Raw genomic sequence first — 26015 nt, forward strand, 5'->3', positions numbered from 1 at the left:
CACCTGCGTCGGCGGCGCTTTCCCGCGCCATTTTTTGAGCGGGAATCGGGCTAGGATGCGTTAAATAGTCCTGTCTGGTTCCCTTGGCATTGGTGCGAGTGGTACCTAGATTACGAAACGGTCGACCGGGGGATTCCCTCGTGGCTACCCAGGGATGAGTCCGAGGACGAACGGCCGCGATCCGCGCGACCACGAAGGAAAATCGATGAACGCCAATCTGCGCAATTTCGCCCTTTGGGTCATTATTGTCCTATTGTTGTTGGCGCTGTTCACGCTCTTCCAAAATCCTGGGCAACGCGCGTCCTCCACCGACATCAACTTCTCGCAGCTCTTGACCGAGGTCGATCAGGGCAATGTGCGCGACGTCGTGATCCAGGGGCCGGAGATCCACGGCACCTTCAAGAACGGCTCGTCGTTCCAGACCTACGCGCCGAGCGATCCGAACCTCGTGAAGCGCCTGTACGACGCCAAGGTGAACATCCAGGCCAAGCCGCCGGGCGACAACGTGCCGTGGTTCGTGTCGCTGCTGGTCTCCTGGTTGCCGTTCATCGCGCTGATCGGCGTGTGGATCTTCCTGTCGCGGCAGATGCAGGGCGGCGCCGGCAAGGCGATGGGCTTCGGCAAGTCGCGGGCGAAGATGCTGACGGAAGCGCATGGCCGCGTCACCTTCGAGGACGTCGCCGGTGTGGACGAAGCCAAGCAGGACCTGCAGGAGATCGTCGAGTTCCTCCGCGACCCCGGCAAATTCCAGCGCCTCGGCGGCCGCATTCCGCGCGGCGTGCTGCTGGTCGGCCCTCCCGGTACCGGCAAGACGCTGATCGCGCGCGCGGTCGCCGGCGAAGCCAACGTGCCGTTCTTCACGATTTCGGGTTCTGACTTCGTCGAGATGTTCGTCGGCGTCGGCGCCAGCCGCGTCCGCGACATGTTCGAGCAGGCCAAGAAGAACGCGCCCTGCATCATCTTCATCGACGAAATCGACGCCGTCGGTCGCCATCGTGGCGCCGGTCTCGGCGGCGGCAATGACGAGCGCGAGCAGACCCTCAACCAGCTGCTGGTCGAGATGGACGGCTTCGAGGCCAATGAGGGCGTGATCCTGATCGCCGCCACCAACCGGCCCGACGTGCTCGATCCGGCGCTGATGCGTCCCGGCCGTTTCGACCGCCAGGTCGTCGTCTCCAACCCCGACATCATCGGCCGCGAGCAGATCCTCAAGGTTCACGTCCGCAAGGTGCCGCTGGCGCCGGACGTCAATCTCAAGACCATCGCCCGCGGCACGCCCGGCTTCTCCGGCGCCGACCTGATGAACCTCGTCAACGAGGCCGCTTTGACCGCCGCCCGCCGCAACAAGCGGATGGTGACCCAGGCCGAGTTCGAGGAGGCCAAGGACAAGGTGCTGATGGGCGCCGAGCGCCGCTCGATGGTGATGACCGAGGAAGAAAAGATGCTGACCGCCTATCACGAGGCGGGCCATGCGATCGTCGGCCTCAACGTCCCGAGCCACGACCCGATCCACAAGGCGACCATCATTCCGCGCGGCCGTGCGCTGGGCATGGTGCAGTCGCTGCCGGAGGCCGACCGTCACTCGCACACCCGCGAATGGTGCGTCTCCAAGCTTGCGATGATGTTCGGCGGTCGCGAGGCCGAGGTGCAGAAGTTCGGGCCAGAGAAGGTCACCAACGGCGCCACCGGCGATATTCAGCAGGCCACCAACCTTGCGCGTGCGATGGTGATGGAATGGGGCATGTCCGACAAGCTCGGCCGCGTCCGCTATCAGAGCAATGAGCAGGAGGTGTTCCTGGGTCATTCGGTAGCGCGCTCGACCAACATCTCGGATGACACCGCCCGCCTGATCGACTCGGAGATTCGCGGCCTGATCGAGGCCGGCGAGCAGGAGGCCCGCCGCATCATCACCGAGAAGCGCGAGGATTGGGAGGCGATTGCCCAGGCGCTGCTCGAATATGAGACGCTGACCGGCGAGGAGATCCTCGACCTGCTCAAGGGCAAGAAACCGAACCGCGAGTCCGCGATCGAGCCGGCGACGCCGCGCGCCTCGGCCGTGCCGCCGGCCGGCAAGTCACGGCCGCGTCCTGATCCGGATCCCGGCCTGGAGCCGCAGCCCCAGGCGTGAGGCGGAGCAGGGGATCATCTCCCCCGCGAAGGGTAGTCCAGCAAGCCCGTCCAAGAGAATGAAACGAAACGCCCGGCTTCGCAGCCGGGCTTTTTGCTATCTGTGGTCGGCTGCAACTCGCGATCGGCCGGAGATCGCCAACGGCCTACGGCTTGTCGAACCAGGCCTTCCATTGCGGGACCGCCGTGGCAAAGGTGCCGCGATGCGTGGTCGGGCCGGTCGAGACCGCCTCGACCTTGATGTTCCCAGCGCCGATCGCCTGCTGATAGGTCATCGCCAGCCGGCCCAGCCCGGTCGAAATCGCCTCGTCGGTCTCGCCATAATAGTTGCGGACCGGGCTCTTGATGATCCAGCGGTAGGCCTGCGTCTGCGCGACGAGCCGGCCATAGGCCGAGGCCGCGAAATATTGCGCGTCGAAATAGTCCGGCTTGAGCAGCTTGTGCAGATCGGTCGGCACGTCGGCGACGTTGAAGGGCTCGCGCTCATAAGCCTTGCGCGCGACGTCGTAATAGCTGTCGCTGATCACCGAGCGCGCCAGGCCCGGAACCGCGTAGTAGTTCTCGAAGGCGAAGGCCGAGAGGATGAACAACGAGTTGACCCAGGCGGCGTCGTTCTTGCGCGGGAAGCTCAGGAAGCCGTTGAGCGCGACGAAACACGTCGACCGGCGCGCTCGCGGTCGCGGCCGCCGCGACCGGCACGCCTGTGCTTTCGAGCTTCTCGAGAAACGCCATGGTGACGAAGCCGCCTTGCGACCAGCCGGCGATGGACAGCCGGGTGGCTGTCAGATGCAGGTCATTGAGCACGGCGCGGCTCGCGATCAGCATGTCGTAGGTCGCCTGCTGATGGCTGGCCTTGACCATGTAGCCTTCCGGCTCCGTCGATGTGCCCATGCCGAAATAGTCGGCGCCGATCAGCAGATGGCCCTGGCCCGCGAACTGCGCGATCATCAGCTGCGTCTCGGGCGACTGCTCCGGGAAGGACGGCACCTCCTGCTTTCCATAGACCGTGCCGTGCTGATAGGACACCAGCGGCAGGCTGGTCTCGCTGATCTCGGGCACGGCCAGCAGGCCGGTGGCGCGGATCGGCTTGTTGCCGCGTTCGGGGATCACGGACGCGTAGGTGATGCGATAGAGCCGGACGGCGTTCACAGCCGGCGTATAGCTGACGGTGACGCCGGCGAATTTCGGCGTGTCGACCGTCAGGATCTTGTTCAGCCGGTCGACGTCCCAGCGCGCCAGGAATTCGTAGGAGACGTCGGAGGTCACGCGCACCGCGCCCTTGTCCTGCGCGCGGCCTGCCGCCGGCCAGATCAGGCACAGCGCGAGAGCGACGATGATATGAATCCTGGGCATGAGAGCTCCCGCGTGGCGACGGCCAGTTGTATCGGAGGTTCTTGCTACAGAGCGCGCGTAAATAATCAGTACGGCCGGCGCCGAAAGCCCGGCCCGGGCGCGCTTAAGCCTTCTTCAAGTCTCCCAGCCTATCCCTGATCAGGAGTGCGCCCCTGTCGGCGCGGGCGAGGTTTCTCATGGCCGACAACATGGCCGACAATTCTGTTGCCGCGAGGCCGCCGCAGCGCCCCAGCGTTCCGAGGAGCCTGTTCGTCGCGTGCTTCGCGCTCGCCTGCATCAACGCCGCGTTCTTTCCCGGGGGGCTGTCATCCGGCATCTGGATCTGGGGCGCCGACGGCCTCGGCATTCCCACCGATTTCGTCAATGTCTGGGCCGCGGGCAAGCTGGCGCTTCAGGGCCATCCGGCGCTGGCGTGGGACTGGGACGTGCAGCGCCAGCTCGAGCTCGATCTGTTGAAGCAGGATTTCCCCGGCTATTTCGCCTGGCACTATCCGCCGCCGTTCCTGTTCGTCGCGGCGTTCCTCGCGCAGTTTCCCTACATCACGGGCTTCGCCGGCTGGGTCTATGCGAGCTTCGTTCCATTCGCGCTCGCCATGCGCGCCATCGTCGGCCGCGGCTTCGGCCTGCTGCTCGCCGCCGGCTTTCCGGCGCTGTTCTCAAATGCGCTGGTCGGCCAGAACGGATGCCTCACGGCAGCCCTGGTCGGCGGCACGCTGTATTGGCTGCCGGTGCGCCCGGTGCTGGCCGGAATCTGCCTCGGGCTTCTGACCTACAAGCCGCAATACGGTCTGCTCTTTCCGATCGTGCTGATCGCCACCCAGCGCTGGACGGCGGTCGCCTCCGCGACCGTCACTGCGCTCGTGCTCGCCGTGGCGTCGCTCGTGGCGTTCGGTCTCGACAGCTGGCAGGCCTTCTTCCACTGGCTGCCGATGTTCTCGCAGGCCTTCCTGACCGAGGGCAAGGCGACCTGGTGGAAGCTGCAGAGCCTGTTCTCGCTGGTGCGCTATTTCGGCGGCTCGGAAGCGCTCGGCTGGACCTTCCAATGGGTCCTGACGGCGGCGGTCGCGGTGGTGCTGGTGACGCTGTGGCGCAGCCGGGTGCGCTATTCGCTGAAGGCGGCGGCCCTTGCGATCGGGCTGCTGCTGACCACGCCCTATCTGTTCATGTACGACATGATGGTGCAGGCGATTGCGGTGGCCTGGCTGGTGCGGATTGGCCTGCATGACGGCTTCCGGCGCTACGAGCTGCCGGCATTCGGCTGCATCGCGGCGCTGCAGATCACCTTCATGCTGACCGGCATTCCGCTCGGCCTCGCGGCCAACCTCCTGGTCGGCGGCCTGGTGTTGGCTCGCGCCGGATCATGGTGGCGCCGGCAGCCGATCCGGGCCGAGGCCGCGCTTGCGGCGGCCTGACATCGGCGCAGGCCTGCCCATCCATCATTCCGCTTGTCTTCTTTCCTGAACAGGTGTTCAGTTCTTTCAGCGATTTGCGAGGGTCATCCTCCAAAAACACTGAACCAGCGTTCGCCGGGCGTTTCCTGGACGGGCGTGTCCGGGACGAGAAGCGCCATGGTCTATCGGCGAACCCATCAGGTCGTGAAACGGCTGGCGGCCCGTCGCAGCGCGATTCTAGCCGCCGCGCGCGAAGCCGCAGCCGAAGGCGGCATGTCGGCCGTCCAGATCGCCCCGGTCGCGGTCCGGGCCAATGTCGCAGCCGGAACCGTGTACCGCTATTTTCCGTCCAAGGCCGACCTGATCTCCGAGCTGATCGCAGAGGTGTCGCGTGACGAGCTGGCCGCGGTCCGCCGCGCCGCCGATGCCGCGCCCGGTCCGTCCTCGGCGCTCGCCGCCGCGGTCTCGACCGTCGCCGTCCACGTGCTGTCGCAGCGCAAGCTTGCCTGGGGCATCCTGGCCGAGCCGGTCGATGTCGACGTCACCGCGTCGCGGATCGCCAGCCGCCGCGAGATCGTCGGCGAGATCGCCTCCCGCATCGACGCCGCCGTCCGCGCCGGTCACCTTCCGGCGCAGGACACCCAGCTCGCGGCCACCGCGCTGCTCGGCGCATTGCATGAGGCCCTGGTCGGGCCGCTGGCCACCGACACGCTCGACGATCCCGCCAAGCTGCGTGACACGGTCCAGGCCGTCACTTTGCTGGCGCTGCGCGCCGTCGGCGTGATGGATGCCCGCGCCCGCGGGCTGGTGGTGCAGGCGGTGCTGCCGGTGAAGAGCCTGGTCGGCGCCTGAGCCGGGCCGGCGGGCGTCCATTTAAGCAAGGATTCATGCCTCGCCGCCATGGTCGTGGGTGGCGCCGGACGGTCGCCGCCGCTCGCAGGTCCCCAGCGTTTCCTCAACCGATGACCACTGCACGCACACATCCGGCCACGTGGTTCGTGATCGCCGGATCGGCGATGGCCGGCGCCGTCTACGCCTACGTCGCCGGCGAGGACATCAACTGGGACTGGCAGAACTATCACGACTATGGCGCCTTCGCGCTGATGCATGGCCGCTTCGATCTCGATGTCGCCCCGGGCGGCTTTCAGAGCTTCCTCAATCCGCTCGTCTATTTGCTGCCCTATGTGCTTCGCCACAGCCTGGCCGCGCCTTGGTGGGGACTGGCCCTCGGTGCGTTCCACGGGCTCAACCTTGCGCTGATCTGGTGGCTCACGCGGCTACTGCTCGGGCGCGCGGCCGATGCGTTCACGATCGCTGCGGCCGTGATCATCGCAGCCGTCAGCCCGATGGCCCTGTCCGAGGTTGGCACCAGCTTCGCGGACATCCTGACCGCGATCCCAATTCTGATCGGGATCGCGCTGATCTTCCGCGACGACGATGGCGGCCGGCGCTTTTTCATCGCTGGCCTGCTGATGGGGGCCGCCACCGGACTGAAGCTGACCAACGCTATCTTCCTGGTCGGCGCCGGCGTTTCGCTGCTGCTGGTCGCGCGGCCGCTGCTGGCGATGACAGCCTTCGGCGCCGGCAGCGCGCTGGCGGGGATCGTCACGGCTGGGCCCTGGGCGCTGAAGATGGCGCGCGAGTTCGGCAGCCCGCTCTATCCGTTCTACAACACGATCTTCCGCTCGCCCGAGGCGCCGCTGGGCTCGATTGCCGACACGCGCTTCATGCCGCAAGGCCTGCTCGACGCATTGGCCTATCCTTTCTACTGGTCGGTCGGGGTGCATCCCTCGTCGGAATCGCCATTCCGCGATCCGCGCTTTGCGGTGGTCATCGTGCTGCTGATCGCGCTGATCGTCACCGCGCTCTGGCAGAAGCGTGAGGTGCTGACGCTGCGCGACCGGCGCCTCATCATCCTGTTCTGGGTCAGCTACGTCTTGTGGATGCTGGCGTTCTCGATCCAGCGTTATCTCATTCCCCTCGAGCTGCTCGCGGCGCCGCTGATCGTGCTGTTGCTCGTGCGTCTGATCGATGCCTGGCGCGAGCAGGGCGTGCCGGAGAGGCCGTCACGGCGCGTCCAGGTAGTGGTGCTGATTGCCGCGGCCGCTGTCGCGCTGGGCTCGCAGCCGAGCGACTGGGGGCGACGGCCATGGTCCGATCCGTATCGGCCGCAGCTTGCGCAGGCGTTGCAGCAGCCGGCCACGTTCCTGATGCTGCAAAAGCCGTTCGGCTATCTGGCCGCGCTGCTGCCGGAAGGCTCGCGCTTTTATCAGCTCGCGGAGATCGTCGTCCCGATCGTCCCCGGCGGCGTGCTGGATCGTCGCATCCGCAGCGGGCTGTCCGATCCGCTGCCCGGTGGGATCTGGGCGCTGTACTTTGCCAACAGCCGGCCGGACTACCAGCCGCGGCTCGAAGTGCTTGCCGATTACGATCTCAGGATCGATGAGACGCGCCCTTGCGAGCACCTGTGGGCGCCTGACCGCGTCGAGGTCATGGCCTGTCCGGTCGTGCGCGGGGCAATCTCTGCTGCCTCGACGGCCGGCCTGAAGCCGGCCAGCCGCGCCGACTGATCAGCTCACAGACGGTCAGCTCACAGATGCGCCTCGCTCGACGGCCCGACATAGGCGATGCGCACCATGTTGGTGGTGCCGGGGGTGCCGAGCGGCACGCCGGCGACGATGATGACGCGCTGGCCCGCGCGCACGAAGCCGTCACGGAACGCGATCGAGCCGGCGCGCTCGACCATGTCGTCCTGGTCGCGGGCATCCTCGGCGACGACGCAATGCACGCCCCACACCACCGATAGACGGCGGCCCGTTGCGAGGTTCGGCGTGATCGCGACCACCGGCGGCTTGGCCCGCTCGCGCGCGACGCGCACCGCCGTCGAGCCCGACGAGGTCCAGCAGATGATGGCGGGCAGATCCAGATTTTCCGCGATCCGCCGGGCGGCTTCGGCGATCGCATCACCCGCGGTCGATTCCGGCTCGGGGCGCTGGGCCGCGATCACCGAGCGATAGACGCTGTCGCGTTCGACCTCCTCGCCGATGCGGTTCATGGTCGACACCGCCTCGACCGGGAATTTGCCAGCGGCCGATTCCGCCGACAGCATGATTGCATCGGCGCCCTCGTAGACGGCGGTAGCGACGTCCGAGACCTCGGCGCGCGTCGGCACCGGCGACTGGATCATCGATTCCAGCATCTGCGTCGCGACCACCACCGGCTTGCCGGCGCGGCGCGCCAGCCGCGTCATCTGCTTCTGCAGTCCCGGCACGCGCTCCAGAGGCAGCTCGACCCCGAGATCGCCGCGCGCCACCATCAGCGCATCGGAGACATCGACGATGTCGTTCAGCCGCTCGATCGCCTGCGGCTTCTCGATCTTGGACATCACGGCGGCGCGGCCGCGAATGATCTTCTTGGCCTCCAGCACGTCGTCGGCGCGCTGCACGAAGGACAGCGCGATCCAGTCGATGCCGATATTCAGGGCGGCTTCGAGATCGGCGCGGTCCTTCGGCGTCATCGCCGACACCGGCAGGTCGGTGTCGGGCAGGCTGACGCCCTTGCGATCGGACATCTTGCCGCCGATCACGACGCGGGTGACCGCGCGGGTGGGAGAGGTCTCCTCCGCGATCAGCCGCACCTTGCCGTCGTCGAGCAGCAGCGCGTGGCCGGGCTGCAGCGCGGCCAGGATTTCCGGATGCGGCAGGTAGACACGGGTGGCGTCGCCGGGCGTCTTGTCGGAATCGAGCACGAAGCTCTGGCCGTTGTTGAGCTGGACCGGGCCTTCGGCGAACGTTCCGACCCGCAGCTTCGGCCCCTGTAGATCGACCAGGATGCCGATGGGACGGCCATAGCTCGCCTCGACGCTGCGGATCGTGGCCACCAGCTCCCGCAGCTTATCATGCGGGGTGTGGCTCATGTTGATCCGGAAGATGTCGGCGCCGGCCTCGAATAGCTTGCGAATCATCGCGCTGTCCGAGGAGGCGGGACCGAGCGTGGCGAGGATCTTGATGCGGCGCAGCCGTCTCATGGCTTGGGCGCTTGCCCCGAAGGCAGGCCGGACCCGGCAGGCGGCGCCGCCTGCGGGCCGTTCGGCAGGCCAGGCACGTTGCCGCCGGGACCGAGGGTGCCCGGAATGCCCGGCACCCGCTGCTGCGCCGGCTGCTCATTGGCCTCGGTCAGCTGCACCGTCCAGGCGCGCTGGTCGCCGGTGTCGACCTCGAAGAAGCCGGTGCGATCGAAGCCGCGGGCCAGGCAGTTGTCCGTGCCCTTGATCGTGAACTCCTTGTCGCGGGAGCACATGAAGGCCTGCCCCGACCACTCGCCGCCGCGGTCATAGTCGAGCGCGTAGATGTAGTAATAGCGCGCGACCAGCGTGCCCTTGAGCAGGGTTTCGCAGCTGCGAGACGAGACGTTCCACCAGCCCTCGGTGGTCCAGCCTTCCGCGTCCTTGTAGCCGAGGGCGATCCCGACCCGGCTGGAGGTGTTGTTGCAGAGCCGGAAATCGGCCGCCGCCGGGCTCGACGAGAGACAGAGCGCGGCAAGCCCGAGCAGCGAAAGCAGTCCAAGACCAGGGCGGCGGGGAATGCGATGCACGATGGCGGAGGTTTTGGGGATCATTGCGCGACGCTATATCAAACGTTGAACGATGTCGCGTGACTTGGCCGCGGCTGTCAAAAGCAAGGCGATCCCGCGCAAAGGCGGATCCGATCGAGCTCCAACGCCCCTGACGGTGCTGCGATATGGCCAAACCGGCGACAAGGCCGCATGATATAGCAGATGTCCGTCGCGGCGCGGAACAGGGAACGAGAGAGATGACCATGGACGCCACCACCCGAACCGAACTCGAAGCGGCCGCCTTCCGCAGGCTGATCGAGCATCTGCGCACCCGAACCGATGTTCAGAACATCGACCTGATGACTCTGGCCGGGTTCTGCCGCAACTGCCTGTCCAACTGGCTGAAGGATGCCGCCGACGCACAGGGCGCCGCGATGACCAAGGACGAGAGCCGCGAGGCCGTCTACGGCATGCCCTATGACGAGTGGAAGGCGAAATATCAGCGCGAGGCCAGCGCCGAGCAGATCGAGGCGATGAAGAAGGTGCATCCGGGCCATTGAGGTCCGGCTCGGCCGCGCATCATGCGGATCTGCGAATCGCGCGGCTGTCCGCGAGGTGCGGAAAACGCAAGCGATGTGGCCGATGTTGTTGGCTTGGGGCGCGCCGGGCCCAACAACATGTGGGCGCTTTGTGGATGAGGGCGATGTCGCCTTGACGCGAGGCGCGCCAGATTTGAGGGTCGCGGCGAACACGACAGCGCCCGTGGGCGCGTCCTCCGACACACGAGTTCCACTCAGGAGTATCAGATGGCCACCTCCGCCGCCGCGAAGGACGATGAGTCGCCCGCGACCCGCTTTGCCGTAGACCAGCTCAAGTCGATCATCGAGCGCATCGAGCGGCTGGAGGAGGAGAAGAAGGCGATCTCCGAGGACATCAAGGACGTCTATGCCGAGAGCAAGGGCAACGGCTTCGACGTCAAGGCGCTGCGCACGATCATTCGGCTGCGCAAGCAGGATCCGAACGAGCGCCAGGAAGAAGAGAGCATCCTCGAGACCTACATGCAGGCGCTCGGCATGATCTGAGCGCCCGCCGCGCTCACATTATCGCGGCCGCACCGGATTTCATCGAAGTGCCCCGCGGGGCACTCGAGCAGCGGGAATACGGCTCGAGCCGCCGATAGAGCGTCAGCGCAGCGCCGCGGCGCGCATCGTGAAGGACTTGGTCTCGAGCTTGATGATCGCCGGGCCGGTGAACTGGTCATAGCTCAATCCCGGTGTCGGATCGGCGGCGAAGGTCATCGCCAGCGCCGTCTGCGGCTTGACGAAATAGCTGCGCATGACTGTCAGATCGGGATCGCCCATTTTCGTGACCGACATCGACGAGGATGCGCTCGGCGTCAGCATGATCGCCCGCATCCAGGTCGAATCGGGACCCTTGGCGGCCGACACACGCGTGGCCATCGTGATCAGGGCGTCCGAGTTCTGACCGGCCTTTGCGTTGGACTCAGGGGCAGCGGAGCGCGTGGCCGCCGGACGGGAATTGCGCACCGGGATCGGCGCGGTGGTGGCGTTGCTGCGATCGGGCGGGCTCGGCGGAGCAAACGCCATGGCCTGCATCAGGCTCGCATTCTGCGGCTGGTCGATCGCCGACAGCGCCCGGCGCGCCGTGATCGCGGCCACCTGCTCGGGCGTCGCCTGCTTCGGTGTGCTTGGGTTCTCACCCCAGAAGCCGCGGGCGTTGATGATATCGGCGACACTCTTCGGCGCGCTGTCCCGATCGCCGCCATTGATCGCACTCGTGGTCTCGGACTTGGTCTCCGGCTTTGCCGCCGGCTGTTGCACGCCCTGGGCATCCGCGGAGGCGAGCTGCAGGGCATTGGCAATCTTGCCGCGGGCCGTCGCCGGCTTGCTGTCGGCGTTGCTTCTGTCCTTATCGGCGGTCTTCTCAGTGGCGGTCTTGTCAGCGGCGGCTTTCTCACTGGCCCTGGCACTGACCGCAGCGACCTGGACGGGCTTGGCGTCGGCCTTGCTGTCGCTCTCGCCGGATTCTTCGTCATCCTCGCTCGGACGGCCGCGGAACAGGCGGGCCAGCAGGTTCGATCCACCGGACGAGGCGTCGTCGCCGGAGCCGCGCTTCTCGATCTCAGCCTTGGCCAGCTCATAGCCCTTGAGCGGCACGCCATTGGTCGGGACGTGAACGGTCTTGCCGTCGGGGAAGACGCGGGCGAGCTGGTCGGCGGTCATCCGCGGCCAGTGGCGGATATTGCCGGTGTCGAGATGGACGAAGGGCGATCCGGAGGTCGGATAGAAGCCGACGCCGCCGCGCTGCAGGCGCAGGCCGGCGTAACGGATCTGCTCGAGCGGCACGCCGGGGATGTAGAAATCCATGGCATGGCCAAGCATATGCTGGCTGTGGCGGGCGACTCCGGAGCGCGCCGAGCGCCGGCGCAGCATCGAGTTCGTGGCCGGCGAGCGGTACGACGAGATGATCTGGATCGGCTGCTTGCCGTCGACGTCGCGATAGACTTCCCAGAGGATGTCGAACAGGCGGCGGTCCATGACCGTCTGGTCCTGGGTGCGCCAGTCCCGCAGGAAATAGTTGAGCTTCTTCAGCGCGTCCTCGTCGTAACGGCCTTCGCGCTTGAAGGTGACGGTGAGGTCTTCGCCGGAATGGGTGTGGTGGAAGGAGAGGGTGCGGGTGTCGTTGAGGGCCTCGGCATCACGGATGGTGCCCGCTCCCATCAGCAGGAGCAGCGACGCAAGGCCGGTGCGGCAGACGGCGTTCCATGCCGTTCTCGGCAGTGAACGCGATTGGCGCGCGAAAACAGACAGCAAGATGCAGCCCACCCCGTCGACGAGCGTTTACTCGAATACCCTCTTGCGGCCCGTCCGGCGGAAGAGAGAGGAAACGCTTACCTAAGGCGGGATGGTTAAGGGATACTCACCGACCCGCCCCCCAATTACCCTTAACATATACTCTTGAGTGTGGCGAAAAAGAGCCATCGAATCGTGGTTGATCATTGTGGTTAACCTAAAGCAAAGGCCCCGCCGGACGGCGAGGCCTTTGATCGCAAATTGGAATTTGATTGGCGCTGGCTGCGCCGGTCAGCGCGTGAACACCCGGCGGGCCGGACGTCCGACCGGGGCGGGCGGGGTCGGCTGGCCGCCGCCGCCGAACAGTCGCTCGAAGAAGTTCGGGCCGGAGGAGCCGGACGAGAAGCTGTTGTCGCTGACATTGACCGCGTTCGGCAGCGGCCCCTTCGGACGCGAATAGTTCGGCTGGGCGTGGGCGACGACGTTCTCGAGATCCTTGCCGCGGCTGTTCTTGAGGATCGCGATCATGGTCGCATCGCGGCCATAGATGTCCTTGCGGAATTGCAGCTTGCCGGCGTCGTCGACGAAGGCGGTCTGATAGGTGATGTTGACCGGGATCGGCGTCGGGAATTTCAGGTCGATCTCGCTCGAGCCGTACATGCTGCGGATGCGCTCCGGCGTGTAGCGCTCGCCCGGCATGGTGATGTTCAGGAGCACGGAGGCGTACTGATCCGGATACTGCACGCGCATGCAGCCATGGCTGAAGGCGCGCTCGTCACGCGCGAACAGGTGCTTGTCCGGCGTGTCGTGCTGATAGACCAGGAACTTGTTCGGGAAGTTGAAGCGGATGCGGCCGAGCGCGTTGGCCTCGCCCGGCGGCTGCGAGATGTGGATCGAGCCGTCGCGGGCGCGCTCCAGGCGCAGACCCATGCGGTCGAGCACGGTCGGATCCTGCTGCAGCGCCGGCAAATATTCGTTGTAGATGATCGACGGCGGCACGTTCCAGGTCGGATTGACCGTGATGAACTTCATCGTCTCGCTGAGCAGCGGCGTCGCGTGCTGGCCCGGCTTGCCGGTCACCACGCGGGTGGTCCACACCTGCGCGCCGCGCTGCATCACCTTCAGCGTGTAGTCGGGGATGTTGAGGATGACATAGGCGTCGCCGAGCGAGGGCGCGCCGAGGTCGCGCGGCAGCCAGCGCCAGCGCTCCATGTTGACGAGGACCGTATCGATCTGCTTGTCGCGCTTGGGCGTATTGAGCGCCTTGACGGTGCGGTCGTCGAGCACGCCGGTCGGCTTGAGATCGACGCTCTCCTGGAATTTGCGCACCGCCGCCGCGACCTTCGCATCGTAGCGGATGTCGTCGAGGTTCTCGGTGAGGCCGAGCTTGGCGCGCAGCTTGGGCACGCGCGGGTCCGACATCTGGGCCTCGGCCTCCGGCGCATTCTTGCCGCGGGCCGGCGTGTATTTCAGCGGCTCGCCGTCCTCGATGATCACAGGCGCGCCGTCACGGTCGCCGCGCAGCTCGGCGAGCTTGGCCTTCAGCAGCTTGTAGAGCTTGTGCGGCGGGTTGTAGCTGTCGAGCGCTGCCGAGGCATCCTTGGCGCCCGTGACATTGGCCAGCACCTCGCTCGGATCGATCGGATGCTCGGGATACTGGATGTCGGCCGAGACCTGCGACCAGTGCATGCGGCCGCTCTGCGCCTGCCGCGCATAGTCCATCATGCTCTCGGTGAGCTTGAGGTCGGCCTCCGCCAGCGCGTCCGGCGCGGAGCCTGCGGCGGCGAAGTCCGGCACCGGATAGTCGGCGGGGTTGAGGCCATCGGACGCCGCATCCTTCAGGCGCGCGATCACGCCCTTGGCGGCGGCGGTCAGGTTGCCGCTCTGGGTCCAGATCGGCGCGTAGTCGCGGCCGGTGTAGAACTTCTCGACGGCGGCGCGCTCGGCCTTGCGATCGAAATACTTCGCTCCCTTGGTCGCGATCAGGTCGCGCAGCCGATCGGCCACCGGCTGGTCGGCGGCGGGAACGGTGCTGGCGGCCTTCACCGGCTCCGACGGGGCTGGGGCGGTTGCCGTTGCAGGAGCCGCAGAAGACGGGGGCGCAGCAACCGTCTTGGCGGGCTCCGTCGCTGGCGCGGCGGCTGCATCAACCGGCTTCGTGGTGTCCGAAGGCTTAGCCTGAGTGGGCGACACCGTCGCGGTCGTGTCCGGCTTGAAATCGCTGGCGGTCGGCGGCGGAACGTTGGCGGGCTCCGGGAGCGGGACGGCCGCATCGATGGCCAGCTCGGCGGCGCTGCGAGGCGTGTCGCCCTGGGCGAGGGCCGAGGTCGCGGACACCGCGAGGAAGGTTGCCGCGACAGCCATCAGCACGCGGTCATATCCGCCACGGGTCGTCACACAATCTCGCATCGTCAATCCCTCGGATGATCTGTCCCGTCGGAGACAGGGTCGGTAACAAGGTCGATCTCTGCCCGCCAGTTCCGGGTCGAGCACCGCTCATGAGAATGGGTCACGCCTGTACGCAATGATTCACGCCCAAACGATACTCAAGCCCCATTTCTGCGGCCAGCGCCACACGGGACAACTCACGACAAACTGACTCTTGGGAAACCCCGGCCAAACCGATCGTGCGTTTGTGCCACGCGTTATTTCCTTTGTCTGTCACCGCAAGGCAACGGTTCAGATGTTCCACTGTCGCGCAGGGTTGCGGCGTTTTTCGGACGGCTGCGGATCATCCGAGCGGCGGTGACTCCGTCGATTGTGTCTCGCCAGTGGCCTCGTCCAGCTTGCGATACAGCGTCGAGCGTCCGATTTTGAGACGCCGCGCGACCTCCGACATCTGGCCGCGGTAATGGGCAATCGCGAAACGGATGATCTCGTGCTCCATCTCCTCCAGCGGGCGGACCTCGCCGGCCGCTGTCAGCATGGCCAGGCTGCCATGCGAGGGCAGGGGCGCGATGGGTACTTCACTACCCGGCACCATCGCCGGCAGCGTGGCGTGAGCGGGGCGCTCGACCATCAAGGGCGGCGCCGGCTCGATCGGCGGCGCATGCGTCGGGATCAGCGGAAAATCGGTGACGCCGAGCTGATCGGTCTCGCTCATGACGACCGCACGATAGACGGCATTCTCGAGCTGGCGGATGTTGCCGGGCCAATCGAGCTTGGTGAGATAGGCGACGGCCTCGCCGCTGATGCCTGACACCGGGCGATTCTCCTCAGCAGCGAAGCGCGCCAGGAAATGCCGCAGCAAATGTGGGATGTCCTCGCGGCGTGCGCGCAACGGAGGGATCGTCAGCGGCAGCACGTGCAGGCGGTAGAACAGGTCCTCGCGGAAGTGGCCTTCCTTGACGCGATCGAGCAGGCGGCGATTGGTCGCCGAGATGATGCGGACGTCGACCTTGACCGGCTTGCGGCCGCCGACCGCCTCGACGGCGCCCTCCTGCAGAGCGCGCAGGAGCTTCACCTGCGCGGTGAGCGGCAGCTCCGAGACCTCGTCGAGGAACAGCGTGCCGCCATGGGCTTCGACGAACTTGCCGGTGTGACGCTCGGTCGCGCCGGTGAATGCGCCCTTCTCGTGGCCGAACAGGATCGACTCCACGAGATTGTCCGGAATCGCGCCGCAATTCACCGCGACGAACGGCTTGCTCTTGCGCTCGCTGGTGCCGTGGATGGCGCGGGCGAACAACTCCTTGCCGACGCCTGATTCGCCCTCGATGAGGACCGGGATCGACGACGCCGCGGCCTTCTCGGCGATGCGCAGGATCGGCGCCATCGCCTCGGCGCGGGTGATGATATCGGTGAAGGTCAGCCGCCCTTCGCGGCTGTGCCGGATGCGCTGCAATTCGCCCTTCAGCGCCGAGGTGTTGAGCGCGTTGCGCAGCGAAACCTGCAGACGTTCGATGCCGACCGGCTTGACGACGAAATCCTGCGCGCCGGCGCGCATCGCGGAGACGACATTGTCGATGCCGCCATGCGCGGTCTGCACGATCACGGGAATGGAGATCCCCGCTTCGCGCATCTTGGACAGCACGCCCATGCCGTCGAGGCCGGGCATCACGAGATCGAGCACGATCGCGTCGATCGGGCCGGCATCGGGATTGGTCAGCTTCTCGATCACGGCATCGCCGGTCTCGACGACGACCGCCTCGTAGCCGCATTTCTGCACCATGTTCTCCACCAGCCGGCGCTGGACCGGATCATCATCGGCAATCAAAATGCTGGCAGCCATGGCTTTCCTTGCACGCTACGACTATCTGTCTCGAATCGGGGCACTCTCGCCGACGCCGATTAACGCAACCTTAAACCTCGCTGATCGGGATAAACGTTCGAACAACAGGTTACCCATCCGATGACCTCGCGCGCCTCTTCCGCTCTTCGCAAGCCGACCAAAGCTTCTCCTCCGTCCAAACCTGCCAAGGCCAAGCTGGCGAACAAGCCGGCCAAGAAGGCCGCGGCCAAAACCTCGAAGCCCGCCGCCAAGTCCGTGCGTGCTGCGGCGGCCAAATCGTCTGCCAAGCCGGCGAAGAAGATGGTCGCGGCCAAGACGGGAATCGGGGCGCTGCCCGAATGGAATCTCGGCGACCTTTATATGGGCATCGACGCGCCGGAGATCGCTCACGATCTCGCGAAGATGGATGCCGAATGCGTCGCGTTTGAGACCGACTACAAGGGCAAGCTCGCCGAGCATGTGGCGCGCGAAGATGGCGGCGAATGGCTCGCGAGAGCCGTGCGGCGCTATGAGGCGATTGACGATCTCGCCGGACGGCTCGGCTCTTTTGCGGGTCTCGCCCATGCCGGCGACAGCGTCGACCCCGCGATCTCCAAATTCTACGGCGACATTTCGGAGCGGCTGACGGCGGCCTCGACGCATCTGCTGTTCTTCCCGCTCGAGCTCAACCGCATCGATGACGCGGTGATCGAGCGCGCGATGGAAAATCCGGCGCTCGGCCATTACCGCCCGTGGATCGAGGATCTGCGCAAGGACAAGCCGTATCAGCTCGAAGACCGCGTCGAGCAGCTGTTCCATGAGAAGTCGCAGACCGGCTATTCCGCCTGGAACCGGCTGTTCGACCAGACCATCGCCGGCCTGCGCTTCCAGGTCGGGGGCAAGGAGCTCGCGATCGAGCCGACCTTGAACTTCCTGCAGGATCGCGACGGCGCCAAGCGCAAGGCCGCCGCCGAGGCGCTGGCCAAGACCTTCAAGGCCAATGAGCGCACCTTTGCGCTGATCACGAACACGCTCGCCAAGGACAAGGACATCTCCGACCGCTGGCGCGGCTTCCAGGATGTCGCGGACTCCCGCCACCTCAACAACCGCGTCGAGCGCGAGGTTGTCGACGCGCTGGTCGCGTCGGTGCGATCAGCCTATCCAAAGCTGTCGCATCGCTACTATCAGCTCAAGGCGCGCTGGTTCAAAAAGAAGAAGCTCGCGCATTGGGACCGCAATGCGCCGCTGCCCTTCGCGGCCAACGCGACCATCGGCTGGCCGGAGGCGAAGAACATGGTGCTGACGGCCTATCGCGGCTTCTCGCCCGAGATGGCCGACATCGCGCAGCGCTTCTTCGACGACAGCTGGATCGATGCGCCGGTGCGTCCGGGCAAGGCGCCGGGCGCGTTCTCGCATCCGACCACGCCGTCGGCGCATCCCTATGTGCTGATGAACTACCAGGGCAAGCCGCGCGACGTGATGACGCTCGCGCACGAGCTCGGCCACGGCGTGCATCAGGTGCTGGCTGCGAAGAACGGCGCGCTGATGGCGCCGACGCCGCTGACGCTCGCGGAGACCGCGAGCGTGTTCGGCGAGATGCTCACCTTCAAGCGGCTGCTGTCGGAGACCCGCGACGCCAAGCAGCGCCAGGCGCTGCTCGCCGGCAAGGTCGAGGACATGATCAACACGGTGGTGCGGCAGATCGCGTTCTATTCGTTCGAGCGCGCGGTGCATACCGAGCGCAAGAACGGCGAGCTCACCGCCGAGCGGCTCGGGCAGCTCTGGCTGTCGGTGCAGACCGAGAGCCTGGGCGAGGCGATCGAGATCAAGCCGGGCTACGAGAACTTCTGGATGTACATCCCGCACTTCATCCATTCGCCGTTCTACGTCTACGCCTATGCGTTCGGCGACTGCCTCGTGAACTCGCTGTACGCCGTCTACGAGCACGCCGCCGACGGCTTCGCCGAGCGCTATCTCGCGATGCTCTCGGCCGGCGGCACCAAGCACTATTCCGAGCTGCTGAAGCCGTTCGGCCTCGATGCCAAGGATCCCAAGTTCTGGGACGGTGGCCTGTCGGTCATCGCCGGCATGATCGACGAGCTGGAGGCGATGAGGTAGGGGTGTAAAACATTTGTTGAACGGAACGAGAGGGCGCGTTATACATCTGTATAACTCGCCCTTTTTCGGAGTGGTCCTCCCATGAAAATCGAAATCAAGAAGATTGGTAATTCCGACGGTCTGCTGCTGCCGCGCGAGCTGATGCAGCGGCTCGATCTCAAGCGCGGCCAGCAATTGCACATCGTCGAGTTGCCCGGCGGCGGGTTCCAGGCGCTGCCCTACGATCCGGATTTCGAGCGGACCATGGAGATCGCTGACGAGCTCATGGACGAGTATCGCGACACCCTCGCCGCGCTCGCCAAATGAGCGAGCAACAAGGGCCGCTGTGGATCACCTACGAGCAGGCCATCGCGATCCACGCCCGGCAGTTGCGCCGTTTCGGTGGCGCGCCGGGACTGCGCGACGAAGGCATGCTGCGATCGGCGCTGGAGCGGCCGATCAACAAATCGAGCTATGAGCAGGCGACGCTGCCCGAGCTTGCCGCGGCCTATGCGTTCGGACTGGCCAAGAACCACGCCTTCGTGGACGGCAACAAGCGCATCGCCTTCATGGCGATGATGACGTTTCTGCGCAGAAACGAAATCGCGTTCGCGCCGGACCCGGCTCAGGCGACGGCAGTTATCCTCTCCCTCGCCGGCGGCGAGGTCAGCGAGGCCAGCCTGACGCGCTGGATTCGCGATAATTGGCCCGGTCAATCAGGCGATCGGAAAAGCCGATAAAACCGCCTTGCATGCCAGCCGTTGCCCTTGCATTGGCTTTGGGGTATGCGACCTTAACAAAGCAATGTTCTCTGGGGGACCCCGATGGCAAACCATGGCGAGATCGCCTACTCGACGGCTGATGGCAACGACTACGCGGCGCATGAGGCCACCTATGAAGGCTTCATCAAGCTGGTGAAGTACGGCACGATCAGCGTTGCCCTGATCGTCATCTTGATGGCTATTTTCCTCGTTTAAGTTCGCACTGGGCCCGCCGGCATCCCCGCCGGCGGGCCTTCAGCTGACTGCCGCAGCCGATGGCTGACCCAGGCGTTGCGCTGAAGCCATCGACGTCCCGCCCGTTTTTAAGCTCGCGCGCGCATCCGCGCCGGAGGCCTCATGAAGATTGCCGTCGCCAAGGAAATCGACCCGTTGGAGCCGCGGGTCGCGGCCTCTCCCGACACGGTGAAGAAGTTCAAGGCGTTGGGCGCCGAGATCGCGGTCGAGCCCGGCGCCGGCATCAAATCCGGCCTGCCGGATTCGGAGCTCACGGCGGCGGGTGCCACGGTGAGTGCCGATGCACTCAAGGACGCTGACATCATCATCAAGGTGAAGCGGCCGGAGGCGTCCGAGCTCGCCAATTACCGCCGCGGCGCGCTGGTATTCGCGATCATGGATCCCTATGGAAATGACGCCGCGCTGAAGGCGATGGCCGATGCCGGCATCGCGTCCTTCGCGATGGAGCTGATGCCGCGCATCACCCGCGCCCAGGTCATGGACGTGCTGTCGAGCCAGGCGAACCTCGCCGGCTATCGCGCGGTCATCGAAGGCGCCGAGGCGTTTGGCCGCGCCTTCCCGATGATGATGACCGCGGCCGGCACCGTGCCGGCGACCAAGGTGTTCGTGATGGGCGTCGGCGTCGCCGGTCTGCAGGCGATCGCGACCGCGCGCCGTCTCGGCGCCATCGTCTCGGCAACCGACGTGCGCCCGGCGACCAAGGAGCAGGTGGAGAGCCTCGGCGCGAAATTCCTGGCGGTCGAGGACGAGGAGTTCAAGAACGCCCAGACCGCCGGCGGCTACGCCAAGGAAATGTCGAAAGAGTATCAGGCCAAGCAGGCCGCGCTCACGGCGGAACACATCAAGAAGCAGGACGTCATCATCACGACGGCGCTGATCCCCGGTCGTCCGGCGCCGCGCCTCGTCACCATGGAGATGGTGAAGTCGATGCGCCCCGGCTCGGTGCTGGTCGATCTTGCAGTCGAGCGCGGCGGCAACGTCGAAGGCGTCAAGCTCGGCGAGACCGTCGAGATCGACGGCGTCAAGATCATCGGCTTCCCAAACCTCGCCGGCCGTGTCGCGGCCTCCGCGTCGGGATTGTACGCCCGCAACCTCTTGGCCTTCATCGAGACGATGATCGACAAGAAGGAAAAGACGCTCGCGGTGAACTGGGACGACGAGCTGGTCAAGGCCACGGCTTTGACAAAGGACGGCGCCATCATCCACCCGAATTTTCAGCCCAAGGCATAGTTGAAGGCCTGAGGAGCAAAGCCATGGAACATGTCGTCCAAGCCGTCGATCCCTTCGTCTTCCGGCTCTCGATCTTCGTCCTCGCCGTCTTCGTCGGCTACTTCGTGGTGTGGTCGGTGACTCCCGCGCTGCATACGCCGCTGATGTCGGTGACCAACGCGATCTCCTCGGTGATCGTGGTCGGCGCGCTGCTCGCCGTCGGCGTGTCCATGGTGTCGAGCGGCAGCGGTCTGGCGCGGGCCTTCGGCTTCATCGCGCTGATCTTCGCCTGCGTGAACATCTTCGGCGGCTTCCTCGTCACCCAGCGCATGCTGGCGATGTACAAGAAGAAGTCCAAGTAACAACGCCGCATAACAACGCCGCGCGACGCGGGATGACAGGCATAACGGGGCATCTGCAATGAACGCCAATCTGTCGGCACTCCTCTATCTCGTGGCGGGTGTGCTGTTCATCCTGTCGCTGCGCGGGCTGTCGAGCCCGGCCACCAGCCGCCAGGGCAATCTGTTCGGCATGGTCGGCATGGCGATCGCCGTCGTCACCACCTTGGCGAGCCATCCGCCGGCTGACGCCGTCGCCTGGATCCTGGTGATCCTCGGCGTTGCAATCGGTGGCGGCATCGGCGCAGTCATCGCGCGCCGCGTGCCGATGACGGCGATGCCCGAGCTGGTCGCTGCCTTCCACTCGCTGGTCGGCATGGCCGCGGTGCTGGTCGCCGCCGGCGCGTTCTTTGCCCCTGAGGCGTTCGACATCGGCACGCCCGGCAACATCCATCCGCAGAGCCTGATCGAGATGTCGCTCGGCGTCGCCATCGGCGCGCTGACCTTCACCGGCTCCGTCATCGCCTTCCTCAAGCTGTCGGGACGGATGAGCGGCGCGCCGATCATGCTGCCCGCGCGTCACGTCATCAACATCGCGCTCGCGGTCGCGCTGGTGTTCTTCGTCGTGCGCCTCGTGCTGACCGGCGGCGGCTTCGACTTCTTCATGGTCACGATCCTGGCGCTGGCGCTCGGCGTGCTGATGATCATCCCGATTGGCGGCGCCGACATGCCGGTCGTGATCTCGATGCTGAACTCGTATTCCGGCTGGGCCGCTGCCGGCATCGGCTTCACGCTCGGCAATTCCGCGCTGATCATCACCGGCGCGCTGGTCGGCTCCTCCGGCGCGATCCTGTCCTATATCATGTGCCACGCGATGAACCGGTCCTTCATCTCGGTCATTCTCGGCGGATTCGGCGGCGAGACCGCCTCGGCAGGCGCCGCGACCGGCGAGCAGAAGCCGGCCAAGCTCGGCTCGGCTGACGACGCGGCCTTCATCATGAAGAACGCCTCCAAGGTGATCATCGTCCCCGGCTACGGCATGGCGGTTGCGCAGGCCCAGCACGCGCTGCGCGAGATGGCCGACACCCTGAAGAAGGAAGGCGTCGAGGTGAAGTACGCGATTCACCCGGTCGCAGGCCGCATGCCCGGCCATATGAACGTGCTGCTGGCCGAAGCGAACGTGCCCTATGACGAGGTGTTCGAGCTCGAGGACATCAACTCGGAATTCGCCCAGGCCGACGTGGCCTTCGTGATCGGCGCCAACGACGTCACTAATCCGGCGGCCGAGGAGGACAAGACCTCGCCGATCTACGGCATGCCCGTGCTGCAGGTCTGGAAGGCCGGCACGGTGATGTTCATCAAGCGCTCGCTCGCGTCGGGATATGCCGGCATCGACAATCCGCTGTTCTACCGCGACAACACGATGATGCTGCTCGGCGACGCCAAGAAGATGACCGAGAACATCGTCAAGGCGATGTAGTTGTTGCTGTCAGGAGCCATGACGTTTCTGAAATGGCTCCTGATCGTCGTGGTGGCGATCTACGCCACCGTGCTCGCGGTGCTGTTCGTGCGCCAGCGCGCGATGCTGTTTCCGATCCCGCCCGTCGGCCGCATCGCGCCCGCCGCTGCCGGTTTCGCGCAAGCTGAAGAGCACGTGCTGACCTCGGCCGACGGCGAGAAGGTCATCATCTGGCACGTGCCGGCGCAGCCCGGCCGCAAGGTCGTGCTGTATTTCCCCGGCAATGGCGATTTCCTGGCCGGCGTGGTCTCGCGCTTCAAGGCGCTGACGGCCGACGGCACCGGCCTGGTCGCGCTGTCCTATCGCGGCTATGCGGGCTCCACTGGAAGCCCGAGTGAGACCGGCCTGCTACAGGATGCCGCAGCCGCCTATGCTTTCACGCGCGAGTGCTATGATCCGGAGCGCATCGTCGTGTGGGGCTTTTCACTCGGCACTGGCGTGGCCACGGCGATCGCTGCGGAGCATCCGATTGCCAAGCTGATCCTGGAGGCGCCCTATACGTCGACGGTCGATGTCGCGTCGGAGATGCTGAAGGTCGTTCCGGTCAGCCTGCTGATGCGTGACAGCTTCCATTCCGACCGGCGGATCGGCCGTGTGCATGTGCCGCTCCTGATCATGCACGGCGAAAGGGATCCGGCGATTTCGATCCGGTTCGGGGAACGTTTGTTCGCGCTTGCGCATGACCCCAAGCGCTTCGTACGGTTTCCCGACGGCGGACATAACGACCTGGATCTTTTTGGTGCGACCAAGACAGCCAAGAGCTTTATCGACGATCGGTAGTCCTGGTCACGGGCGGCCCGCGCTGCTCGTCGCGGCCGCGGTCGTCGCATGCATGCCGGGGCAGGCGCATGCTGCGGAAGGCTTGAACGGCGCAGCGATGACCTGGCCGTTCGCGCTGCCCTTCGCGGGATTGCTGCTGTCGATCGCGCTCGGTCCGTTGCTGTTCGCCAAGTTCTGGCATCACCACTACGGAAAGATCGCTGCGGCCTGGGCTGTGGGGACGCTGGCCGCGCTGACCTGGCAGGCCGGGCTCGGGACGGCGCTGGCCGCATTTGTCCATGCCCTCCTTGCCGAATATCTCAGCTTCATCGTGCTGCTGTTCGCGCTTTTCACCGTAGCCGGCGGCATTCTCGTGAGCGGCGACATCAGGGGCACGCCGGCGACCAATACGGCCATTCTCGCGCTGGGCACGATCATCGCGAGCATCGTCGGCACCACCGGCGCTGCGATGATCCTGGTTCGCCCGCTGATCCGCGCCAATCTGCCGCGGCCTCACAACGTTCATGTGATGATCTTCTTCATCATCCTTGCCGCCAATGTCGGCGGCGCGCTGAGCCCGCTCGGCGATCCGCCGCTGTTCGTCGGCTTCCTGCGCGGCGTCGATTTCTTCTGGACCACGCGCAATATCTGGCTGCAGACCGCGATCGTCGCCGGATTGGCGCTTGCGGCCTTTGCTGTCATCGACACGTGGCGCTTCCGTCAGGAGAAGCCTGTCTCGGGCGGGGCAGGCACGAAGGAGCCCGTCCGCATCCGCGGCCTCGTCAACGTCGTCCTGATCGCAGCCATCGTTGCTAACACGCTGGTCTCGGCGACCTGGAAGCCCGGCATCTCCTTCGATATCGTCGGCACGCATCTCGAGCTCCAGAACCTCGTCCGCGATGCCGTCCTGCTGGGGATCGCGGGCCTCTCGCTCTGGCTGACGCCGGACGAGCACCGCGAGGCCAATGGCTTCAATTGGGAGCCGATCCGCGAGGTCGCCAAGCTGTTTGCCGCGATCTTCACGGCGATCATTCCGGTCATCGCCATGCTGAATGCCGGCCACAACGGCTCGTTCGGCTGGCTCCTCAACGCGGTGACGACGCCTTCGGGGGCGCCGCGCGAGGTCGCCTATTTCTGGTTCACCGGGCTGATGTCGGCCTTCCTCGACAATGCGCCGACCTATCTCCTGTTTTTCGAGCTCGCCGGCGGCGACCCCAAGGTGCTGATGGGCCAGCTCTCGGGAACGCTTGCCGCGATCTCGATGGGAGCGGTCTACATGGGCGCGCTGACCTATATCGGGAATGCACCAAACTTCATGGTGGCGGCGATTGCCAATGAGCGCGGCATCCGCATGCCGAGCTTCTTCGGCTACATGCTGCGCGCCGCGGCCGTGCTCATCCCGCTATTCCTGCTGCTCACGGTGCTGCCGATCCATCCGCTGCTCAGCCCGGACTGATAGCGCCGCCGCGGCTCCATAGGTGACGGTCGGCGCGCCGTCGCGCATAGTCCACGACAGATCGAGGAGCGCGAATCATGAGCGTGCAGGGCGCGACGCCGGCATCATCGGTGATCTTTCCCGGATTGGCGGTGACGCTGGTCATAGTTGTCACGTTGACCCACTATGATTTCACACCCTCGGCAGCCGGCCTGGTGTTCGCCGCGGTGCTTCTGGTCATCCTGTTCGGGACGGTGTTCGCCGCCGTGCATCATGCCGAGGTGATCGCCCATGAGATCGGCGAGCCGTTGGGAACGCTGCTCCTGACGCTGGCGGTCACGATCATCGAAGTGGCGTTGATCGCCACCATCATGCTCGGCGACAAGTCAGCGCCTGCGCTGGCGCGCGACACCGTCTTTGCCGTCGTGATGATCGTTTGCAACGGGCTGGTCGGCATCTGCGTCTTCATCGGCGGCCTGCGCTATCGCGAGCAGGATGTCCTCGTGTCCGGCGCAAACCTGTATCTCAGCGTGCTGTTCACGATGGCGACCATCACGCTGGTGCTGCCGAACTATACGCTGACCACGCCCGGCCCGGTATATTCGGCGGCGCAACTGGCCTTTGTCAGCGTCGTCACGATCCTGCTCTATGCCGTGTTTCTGTACACGCAGACCACGCGCCACCGGGACTATTTCGTCGGCAGCTCGACCGGCTTCAGTGACGACGCCATCCGGCTGCCACGGGCGAAGCTGATGCTCAGCGTCGGGCTGCTGCTGGTGGCGCTGCTGGCGGTCGTGCTGCTCGCCAAGAAGTTTTCGCTGGTGGTCGATGCCGGCGTTGCGGCCACCGGCTCGCCTCCCGCTGTCGCCGGCGTGCTGGTGGCGCTGTTGATCCTGCTGCCGGAGAGCGTCGCCGCGATCTCGGCCGCCCGCGCCAACGATCTGCAGAAGAGCATCAACCTCGCCCTCGGCTCCTCGCTCGCCACCATCGGTCTGACGATTCCGGCCGTGGCGGTAGCGGCCTATGCGCTCGACAAGCAGCTCGTGCTCGGCCTGGACGCCCAGGGCATGGTGCTGCTGGTCCTGACCTTCGTCCTGAGCATGCTGACCTTCGGCACCGGCAGAACGAACATTCTGTTCGGGCTGGTGCACATGGTCGTGTTCGCGATATTCCTCTTTCTGCTCTTCGTGCCCTGAT

At 65.7% G+C, this 26015-nt stretch carries 21 protein-coding genes and 1 pseudogene; 16 read left to right on the forward strand and 6 right to left on the reverse strand.

Translation table 11 applies throughout. From position 1 onward, the window contains the following. The first annotated feature begins 205 nt into the window (after positions 1 to 205). Positions 206 to 2128: an ATP-dependent zinc metalloprotease FtsH gene (gene ftsH / locus ACVILH_RS12195; RefSeq protein WP_456713100.1), complete on the forward strand. Its 1923-nt coding sequence runs from the start codon at positions 206 to 208 to the stop codon at positions 2126 to 2128. Between the two features lie 145 nt (positions 2129 to 2273). Here the strand turns inward: ftsH and ACVILH_RS12200 are convergent. Next, positions 2274 to 3480, reverse strand: a pseudogene (locus tag ACVILH_RS12200) (acetylxylan esterase). Positions 3481 to 3668: 188 nt separating this feature from the next. On the opposite strand from ACVILH_RS12200, the gene ACVILH_RS12205 reads away from it, so the two are divergent. The 3 genes from ACVILH_RS12205 to ACVILH_RS12215 all read left to right on the forward strand — a co-directional run bounded on the left by ACVILH_RS12205 (position 3669) and on the right by ACVILH_RS12215 (position 7441). Then, entirely contained in the window at positions 3669 to 4892 is a 1224-nt protein-coding gene (locus ACVILH_RS12205) for a glycosyltransferase family 87 protein (RefSeq protein WP_456716959.1), read from the forward strand. 156 nt (positions 4893 to 5048) lie between these two features. Next, positions 5049 to 5723, forward strand: a complete 675-nt coding sequence (locus ACVILH_RS12210) for a TetR/AcrR family transcriptional regulator (RefSeq protein WP_456713101.1) — start codon at positions 5049 to 5051, stop codon at positions 5721 to 5723. A gap of 110 nt (positions 5724 to 5833) precedes the next feature. After that, positions 5834 to 7441 (forward strand): glycosyltransferase family 87 protein, encoded by a 1608-nt coding sequence (locus ACVILH_RS12215; protein ID WP_456713102.1) that lies wholly within the window; start codon positions 5834 to 5836, stop codon positions 7439 to 7441. Between the two features lie 20 nt (positions 7442 to 7461). Here the strand turns inward: ACVILH_RS12215 and pyk are convergent, their stop codons facing one another. Next, entirely contained in the window at positions 7462 to 8898 is a 1437-nt protein-coding gene (pyk, locus tag ACVILH_RS12220) for a pyruvate kinase (protein WP_456713103.1), read from the reverse strand. Beyond that, a complete protein-coding gene (locus ACVILH_RS12225; protein ID WP_456713104.1) occupies positions 8895 to 9488 on the reverse strand; it encodes a DUF1036 domain-containing protein in 594 nt (197 codons plus the stop codon). Before ACVILH_RS12225 ends, pyk begins: the two co-directional genes overlap by 4 nt. 194 nt (positions 9489 to 9682) lie before the next feature. On the opposite strand from ACVILH_RS12225, the gene ACVILH_RS12230 reads away from it, so the two are divergent. Together ACVILH_RS12230 and ACVILH_RS12235 are read left to right on the forward strand one after the other, a co-directional pair. Continuing rightward, the gene (locus ACVILH_RS12230; protein WP_456713105.1) at positions 9683 to 9985 is read left to right on the forward strand and encodes a DUF1244 domain-containing protein; all 303 of its coding nucleotides are present in this window, start codon (positions 9683 to 9685) and stop codon (positions 9983 to 9985) included. 246 nt (positions 9986 to 10231) lie between these two features. Further along, positions 10232 to 10507 carry a DUF2312 domain-containing protein gene (locus tag ACVILH_RS12235; RefSeq protein ID WP_456713106.1) on the forward strand — a complete coding sequence of 92 codons (276 nt, stop codon included), beginning with the start codon at positions 10232 to 10234 and terminating at the stop codon, positions 10505 to 10507. 102 nt (positions 10508 to 10609) lie between these two features. Here ACVILH_RS12235 and ACVILH_RS12240 read toward each other — a convergent pair whose 3' ends face one another. From ACVILH_RS12240 to ACVILH_RS12250, 3 genes are all read right to left on the reverse strand, one after another. Continuing rightward, complete coding sequence (locus tag ACVILH_RS12240; RefSeq protein WP_456713107.1) at positions 10610 to 12259, reverse strand: DUF882 domain-containing protein; 1650 nt, start codon at positions 12257 to 12259, stop codon at positions 10610 to 10612. A gap of 270 nt (positions 12260 to 12529) precedes the next feature. Further along, positions 12530 to 14647, reverse strand: coding sequence for a L,D-transpeptidase family protein (locus tag ACVILH_RS12245; protein ID WP_456713108.1), 2118 nt, complete (start codon positions 14645 to 14647; stop codon positions 12530 to 12532). 322 nt (positions 14648 to 14969) lie between these two features. Continuing rightward, on the reverse strand, positions 14970 to 16466 hold the full coding sequence (locus ACVILH_RS12250) for a sigma-54-dependent transcriptional regulator (protein ID WP_456713109.1): 1497 nt from the start codon (positions 16464 to 16466) through the stop codon (positions 14970 to 14972). Between the two features lie 120 nt (positions 16467 to 16586). Here ACVILH_RS12250 and ACVILH_RS12255 point away from each other — a divergent pair, with 120 nt between their 5' ends. From ACVILH_RS12255 to ACVILH_RS12300, 10 genes are all read left to right on the forward strand, one after another. After that, the gene (locus ACVILH_RS12255; RefSeq protein ID WP_456713110.1) at positions 16587 to 18563 is read left to right on the forward strand and encodes a M3 family oligoendopeptidase; all 1977 of its coding nucleotides are present in this window, start codon (positions 16587 to 16589) and stop codon (positions 18561 to 18563) included. Positions 18564 to 18644: 81 nt separating this feature from the next. Continuing rightward, positions 18645 to 18869, forward strand: a complete 225-nt coding sequence (locus tag ACVILH_RS12260) for an AbrB/MazE/SpoVT family DNA-binding domain-containing protein (RefSeq protein ID WP_006612211.1) — start codon at positions 18645 to 18647, stop codon at positions 18867 to 18869. After that, positions 18866 to 19282: a type II toxin-antitoxin system death-on-curing family toxin gene (locus ACVILH_RS12265; RefSeq protein ID WP_456713111.1), complete on the forward strand. Its 417-nt coding sequence runs from the start codon at positions 18866 to 18868 to the stop codon at positions 19280 to 19282. The genes ACVILH_RS12260 and ACVILH_RS12265 overlap by 4 nt, the downstream gene beginning before the upstream one ends. Before the next feature lie 84 nt (positions 19283 to 19366). Beyond that, positions 19367 to 19519 (forward strand): aa3-type cytochrome c oxidase subunit IV, encoded by a 153-nt coding sequence (locus ACVILH_RS12270; protein WP_006612209.1) that lies wholly within the window; start codon positions 19367 to 19369, stop codon positions 19517 to 19519. 141 nt (positions 19520 to 19660) lie between these two features. Further along, the gene (locus ACVILH_RS12275) at positions 19661 to 20788 is read left to right on the forward strand and encodes a Re/Si-specific NAD(P)(+) transhydrogenase subunit alpha (RefSeq protein ID WP_456713112.1); all 1128 of its coding nucleotides are present in this window, start codon (positions 19661 to 19663) and stop codon (positions 20786 to 20788) included. 23 nt (positions 20789 to 20811) lie between these two features. Further along, positions 20812 to 21129, forward strand: a complete 318-nt coding sequence (locus ACVILH_RS12280; protein WP_006612207.1) for a proton-translocating transhydrogenase family protein — start codon at positions 20812 to 20814, stop codon at positions 21127 to 21129. 58 nt (positions 21130 to 21187) lie between these two features. Continuing rightward, on the forward strand, positions 21188 to 22585 hold the full coding sequence (locus ACVILH_RS12285; RefSeq protein WP_456713113.1) for an NAD(P)(+) transhydrogenase (Re/Si-specific) subunit beta: 1398 nt from the start codon (positions 21188 to 21190) through the stop codon (positions 22583 to 22585). 18 nt (positions 22586 to 22603) lie between these two features. Next, the gene (locus ACVILH_RS12290) at positions 22604 to 23404 is read left to right on the forward strand and encodes an alpha/beta hydrolase (protein ID WP_456713114.1); all 801 of its coding nucleotides are present in this window, start codon (positions 22604 to 22606) and stop codon (positions 23402 to 23404) included. Positions 23405 to 23501: 97 nt separating this feature from the next. Further along, positions 23502 to 24839 (forward strand): sodium:proton antiporter, encoded by a 1338-nt coding sequence (locus tag ACVILH_RS12295; protein WP_456713115.1) that lies wholly within the window; start codon positions 23502 to 23504, stop codon positions 24837 to 24839. A gap of 77 nt (positions 24840 to 24916) precedes the next feature. Further along, positions 24917 to 26014 (forward strand): calcium:proton antiporter, encoded by a 1098-nt coding sequence (locus tag ACVILH_RS12300; protein ID WP_456713116.1) that lies wholly within the window; start codon positions 24917 to 24919, stop codon positions 26012 to 26014. Position 26015: the final 1 nt, after the last annotated feature.

This window comes from Bradyrhizobium sp. USDA 4353 (assembly GCF_054063215.1).

What these genes read in the sequence shown, in the direction of transcription:
- pyk (WP_456713103.1), bottom strand. Translation starts at nt 8,898, where the DNA reads ATGAGACGGCTGCGCCGCATCAAGATCCTCGCCACGCTCGGTCCCGCC.
- ACVILH_RS12270 (WP_006612209.1), top strand. Translation starts at nt 19,367, where the DNA reads ATGGCAAACCATGGCGAGATCGCCTACTCGACGGCTGATGGCAACGAC.
- ACVILH_RS12265 (WP_456713111.1), top strand. Translation starts at nt 18,866, where the DNA reads ATGAGCGAGCAACAAGGGCCGCTGTGGATCACCTACGAGCAGGCCATC.
- ACVILH_RS12210 (WP_456713101.1), top strand. Translation starts at nt 5,049, where the DNA reads ATGGTCTATCGGCGAACCCATCAGGTCGTGAAACGGCTGGCGGCCCGT.
- ACVILH_RS12205 (WP_456716959.1), top strand. Translation starts at nt 3,669, where the DNA reads ATGGCCGACAATTCTGTTGCCGCGAGGCCGCCGCAGCGCCCCAGCGTT.
- ACVILH_RS12255 (WP_456713110.1), top strand. Translation starts at nt 16,587, where the DNA reads ATGACCTCGCGCGCCTCTTCCGCTCTTCGCAAGCCGACCAAAGCTTCT.
- ACVILH_RS12295 (WP_456713115.1), top strand. Translation starts at nt 23,502, where the DNA reads ATGACCTGGCCGTTCGCGCTGCCCTTCGCGGGATTGCTGCTGTCGATC.
- ACVILH_RS12235 (WP_456713106.1), top strand. Translation starts at nt 10,232, where the DNA reads ATGGCCACCTCCGCCGCCGCGAAGGACGATGAGTCGCCCGCGACCCGC.
- ACVILH_RS12215 (WP_456713102.1), top strand. Translation starts at nt 5,834, where the DNA reads ATGACCACTGCACGCACACATCCGGCCACGTGGTTCGTGATCGCCGGA.
- ACVILH_RS12285 (WP_456713113.1), top strand. Translation starts at nt 21,188, where the DNA reads ATGAACGCCAATCTGTCGGCACTCCTCTATCTCGTGGCGGGTGTGCTG.
- ACVILH_RS12280 (WP_006612207.1), top strand. Translation starts at nt 20,812, where the DNA reads ATGGAACATGTCGTCCAAGCCGTCGATCCCTTCGTCTTCCGGCTCTCG.
- ACVILH_RS12245 (WP_456713108.1), bottom strand. Translation starts at nt 14,647, where the DNA reads ATGCGAGATTGTGTGACGACCCGTGGCGGATATGACCGCGTGCTGATG.
- ftsH (WP_456713100.1), top strand. Translation starts at nt 206, where the DNA reads ATGAACGCCAATCTGCGCAATTTCGCCCTTTGGGTCATTATTGTCCTA.
- ACVILH_RS12260 (WP_006612211.1), top strand. Translation starts at nt 18,645, where the DNA reads ATGAAAATCGAAATCAAGAAGATTGGTAATTCCGACGGTCTGCTGCTG.
- ACVILH_RS12250 (WP_456713109.1), bottom strand. Translation starts at nt 16,466, where the DNA reads ATGGCTGCCAGCATTTTGATTGCCGATGATGATCCGGTCCAGCGCCGG.
- ACVILH_RS12275 (WP_456713112.1), top strand. Translation starts at nt 19,661, where the DNA reads ATGAAGATTGCCGTCGCCAAGGAAATCGACCCGTTGGAGCCGCGGGTC.
- ACVILH_RS12290 (WP_456713114.1), top strand. Translation starts at nt 22,604, where the DNA reads ATGACGTTTCTGAAATGGCTCCTGATCGTCGTGGTGGCGATCTACGCC.
- ACVILH_RS12230 (WP_456713105.1), top strand. Translation starts at nt 9,683, where the DNA reads ATGACCATGGACGCCACCACCCGAACCGAACTCGAAGCGGCCGCCTTC.
- ACVILH_RS12225 (WP_456713104.1), bottom strand. Translation starts at nt 9,488, where the DNA reads ATGATCCCCAAAACCTCCGCCATCGTGCATCGCATTCCCCGCCGCCCT.
- ACVILH_RS12300 (WP_456713116.1), top strand. Translation starts at nt 24,917, where the DNA reads ATGAGCGTGCAGGGCGCGACGCCGGCATCATCGGTGATCTTTCCCGGA.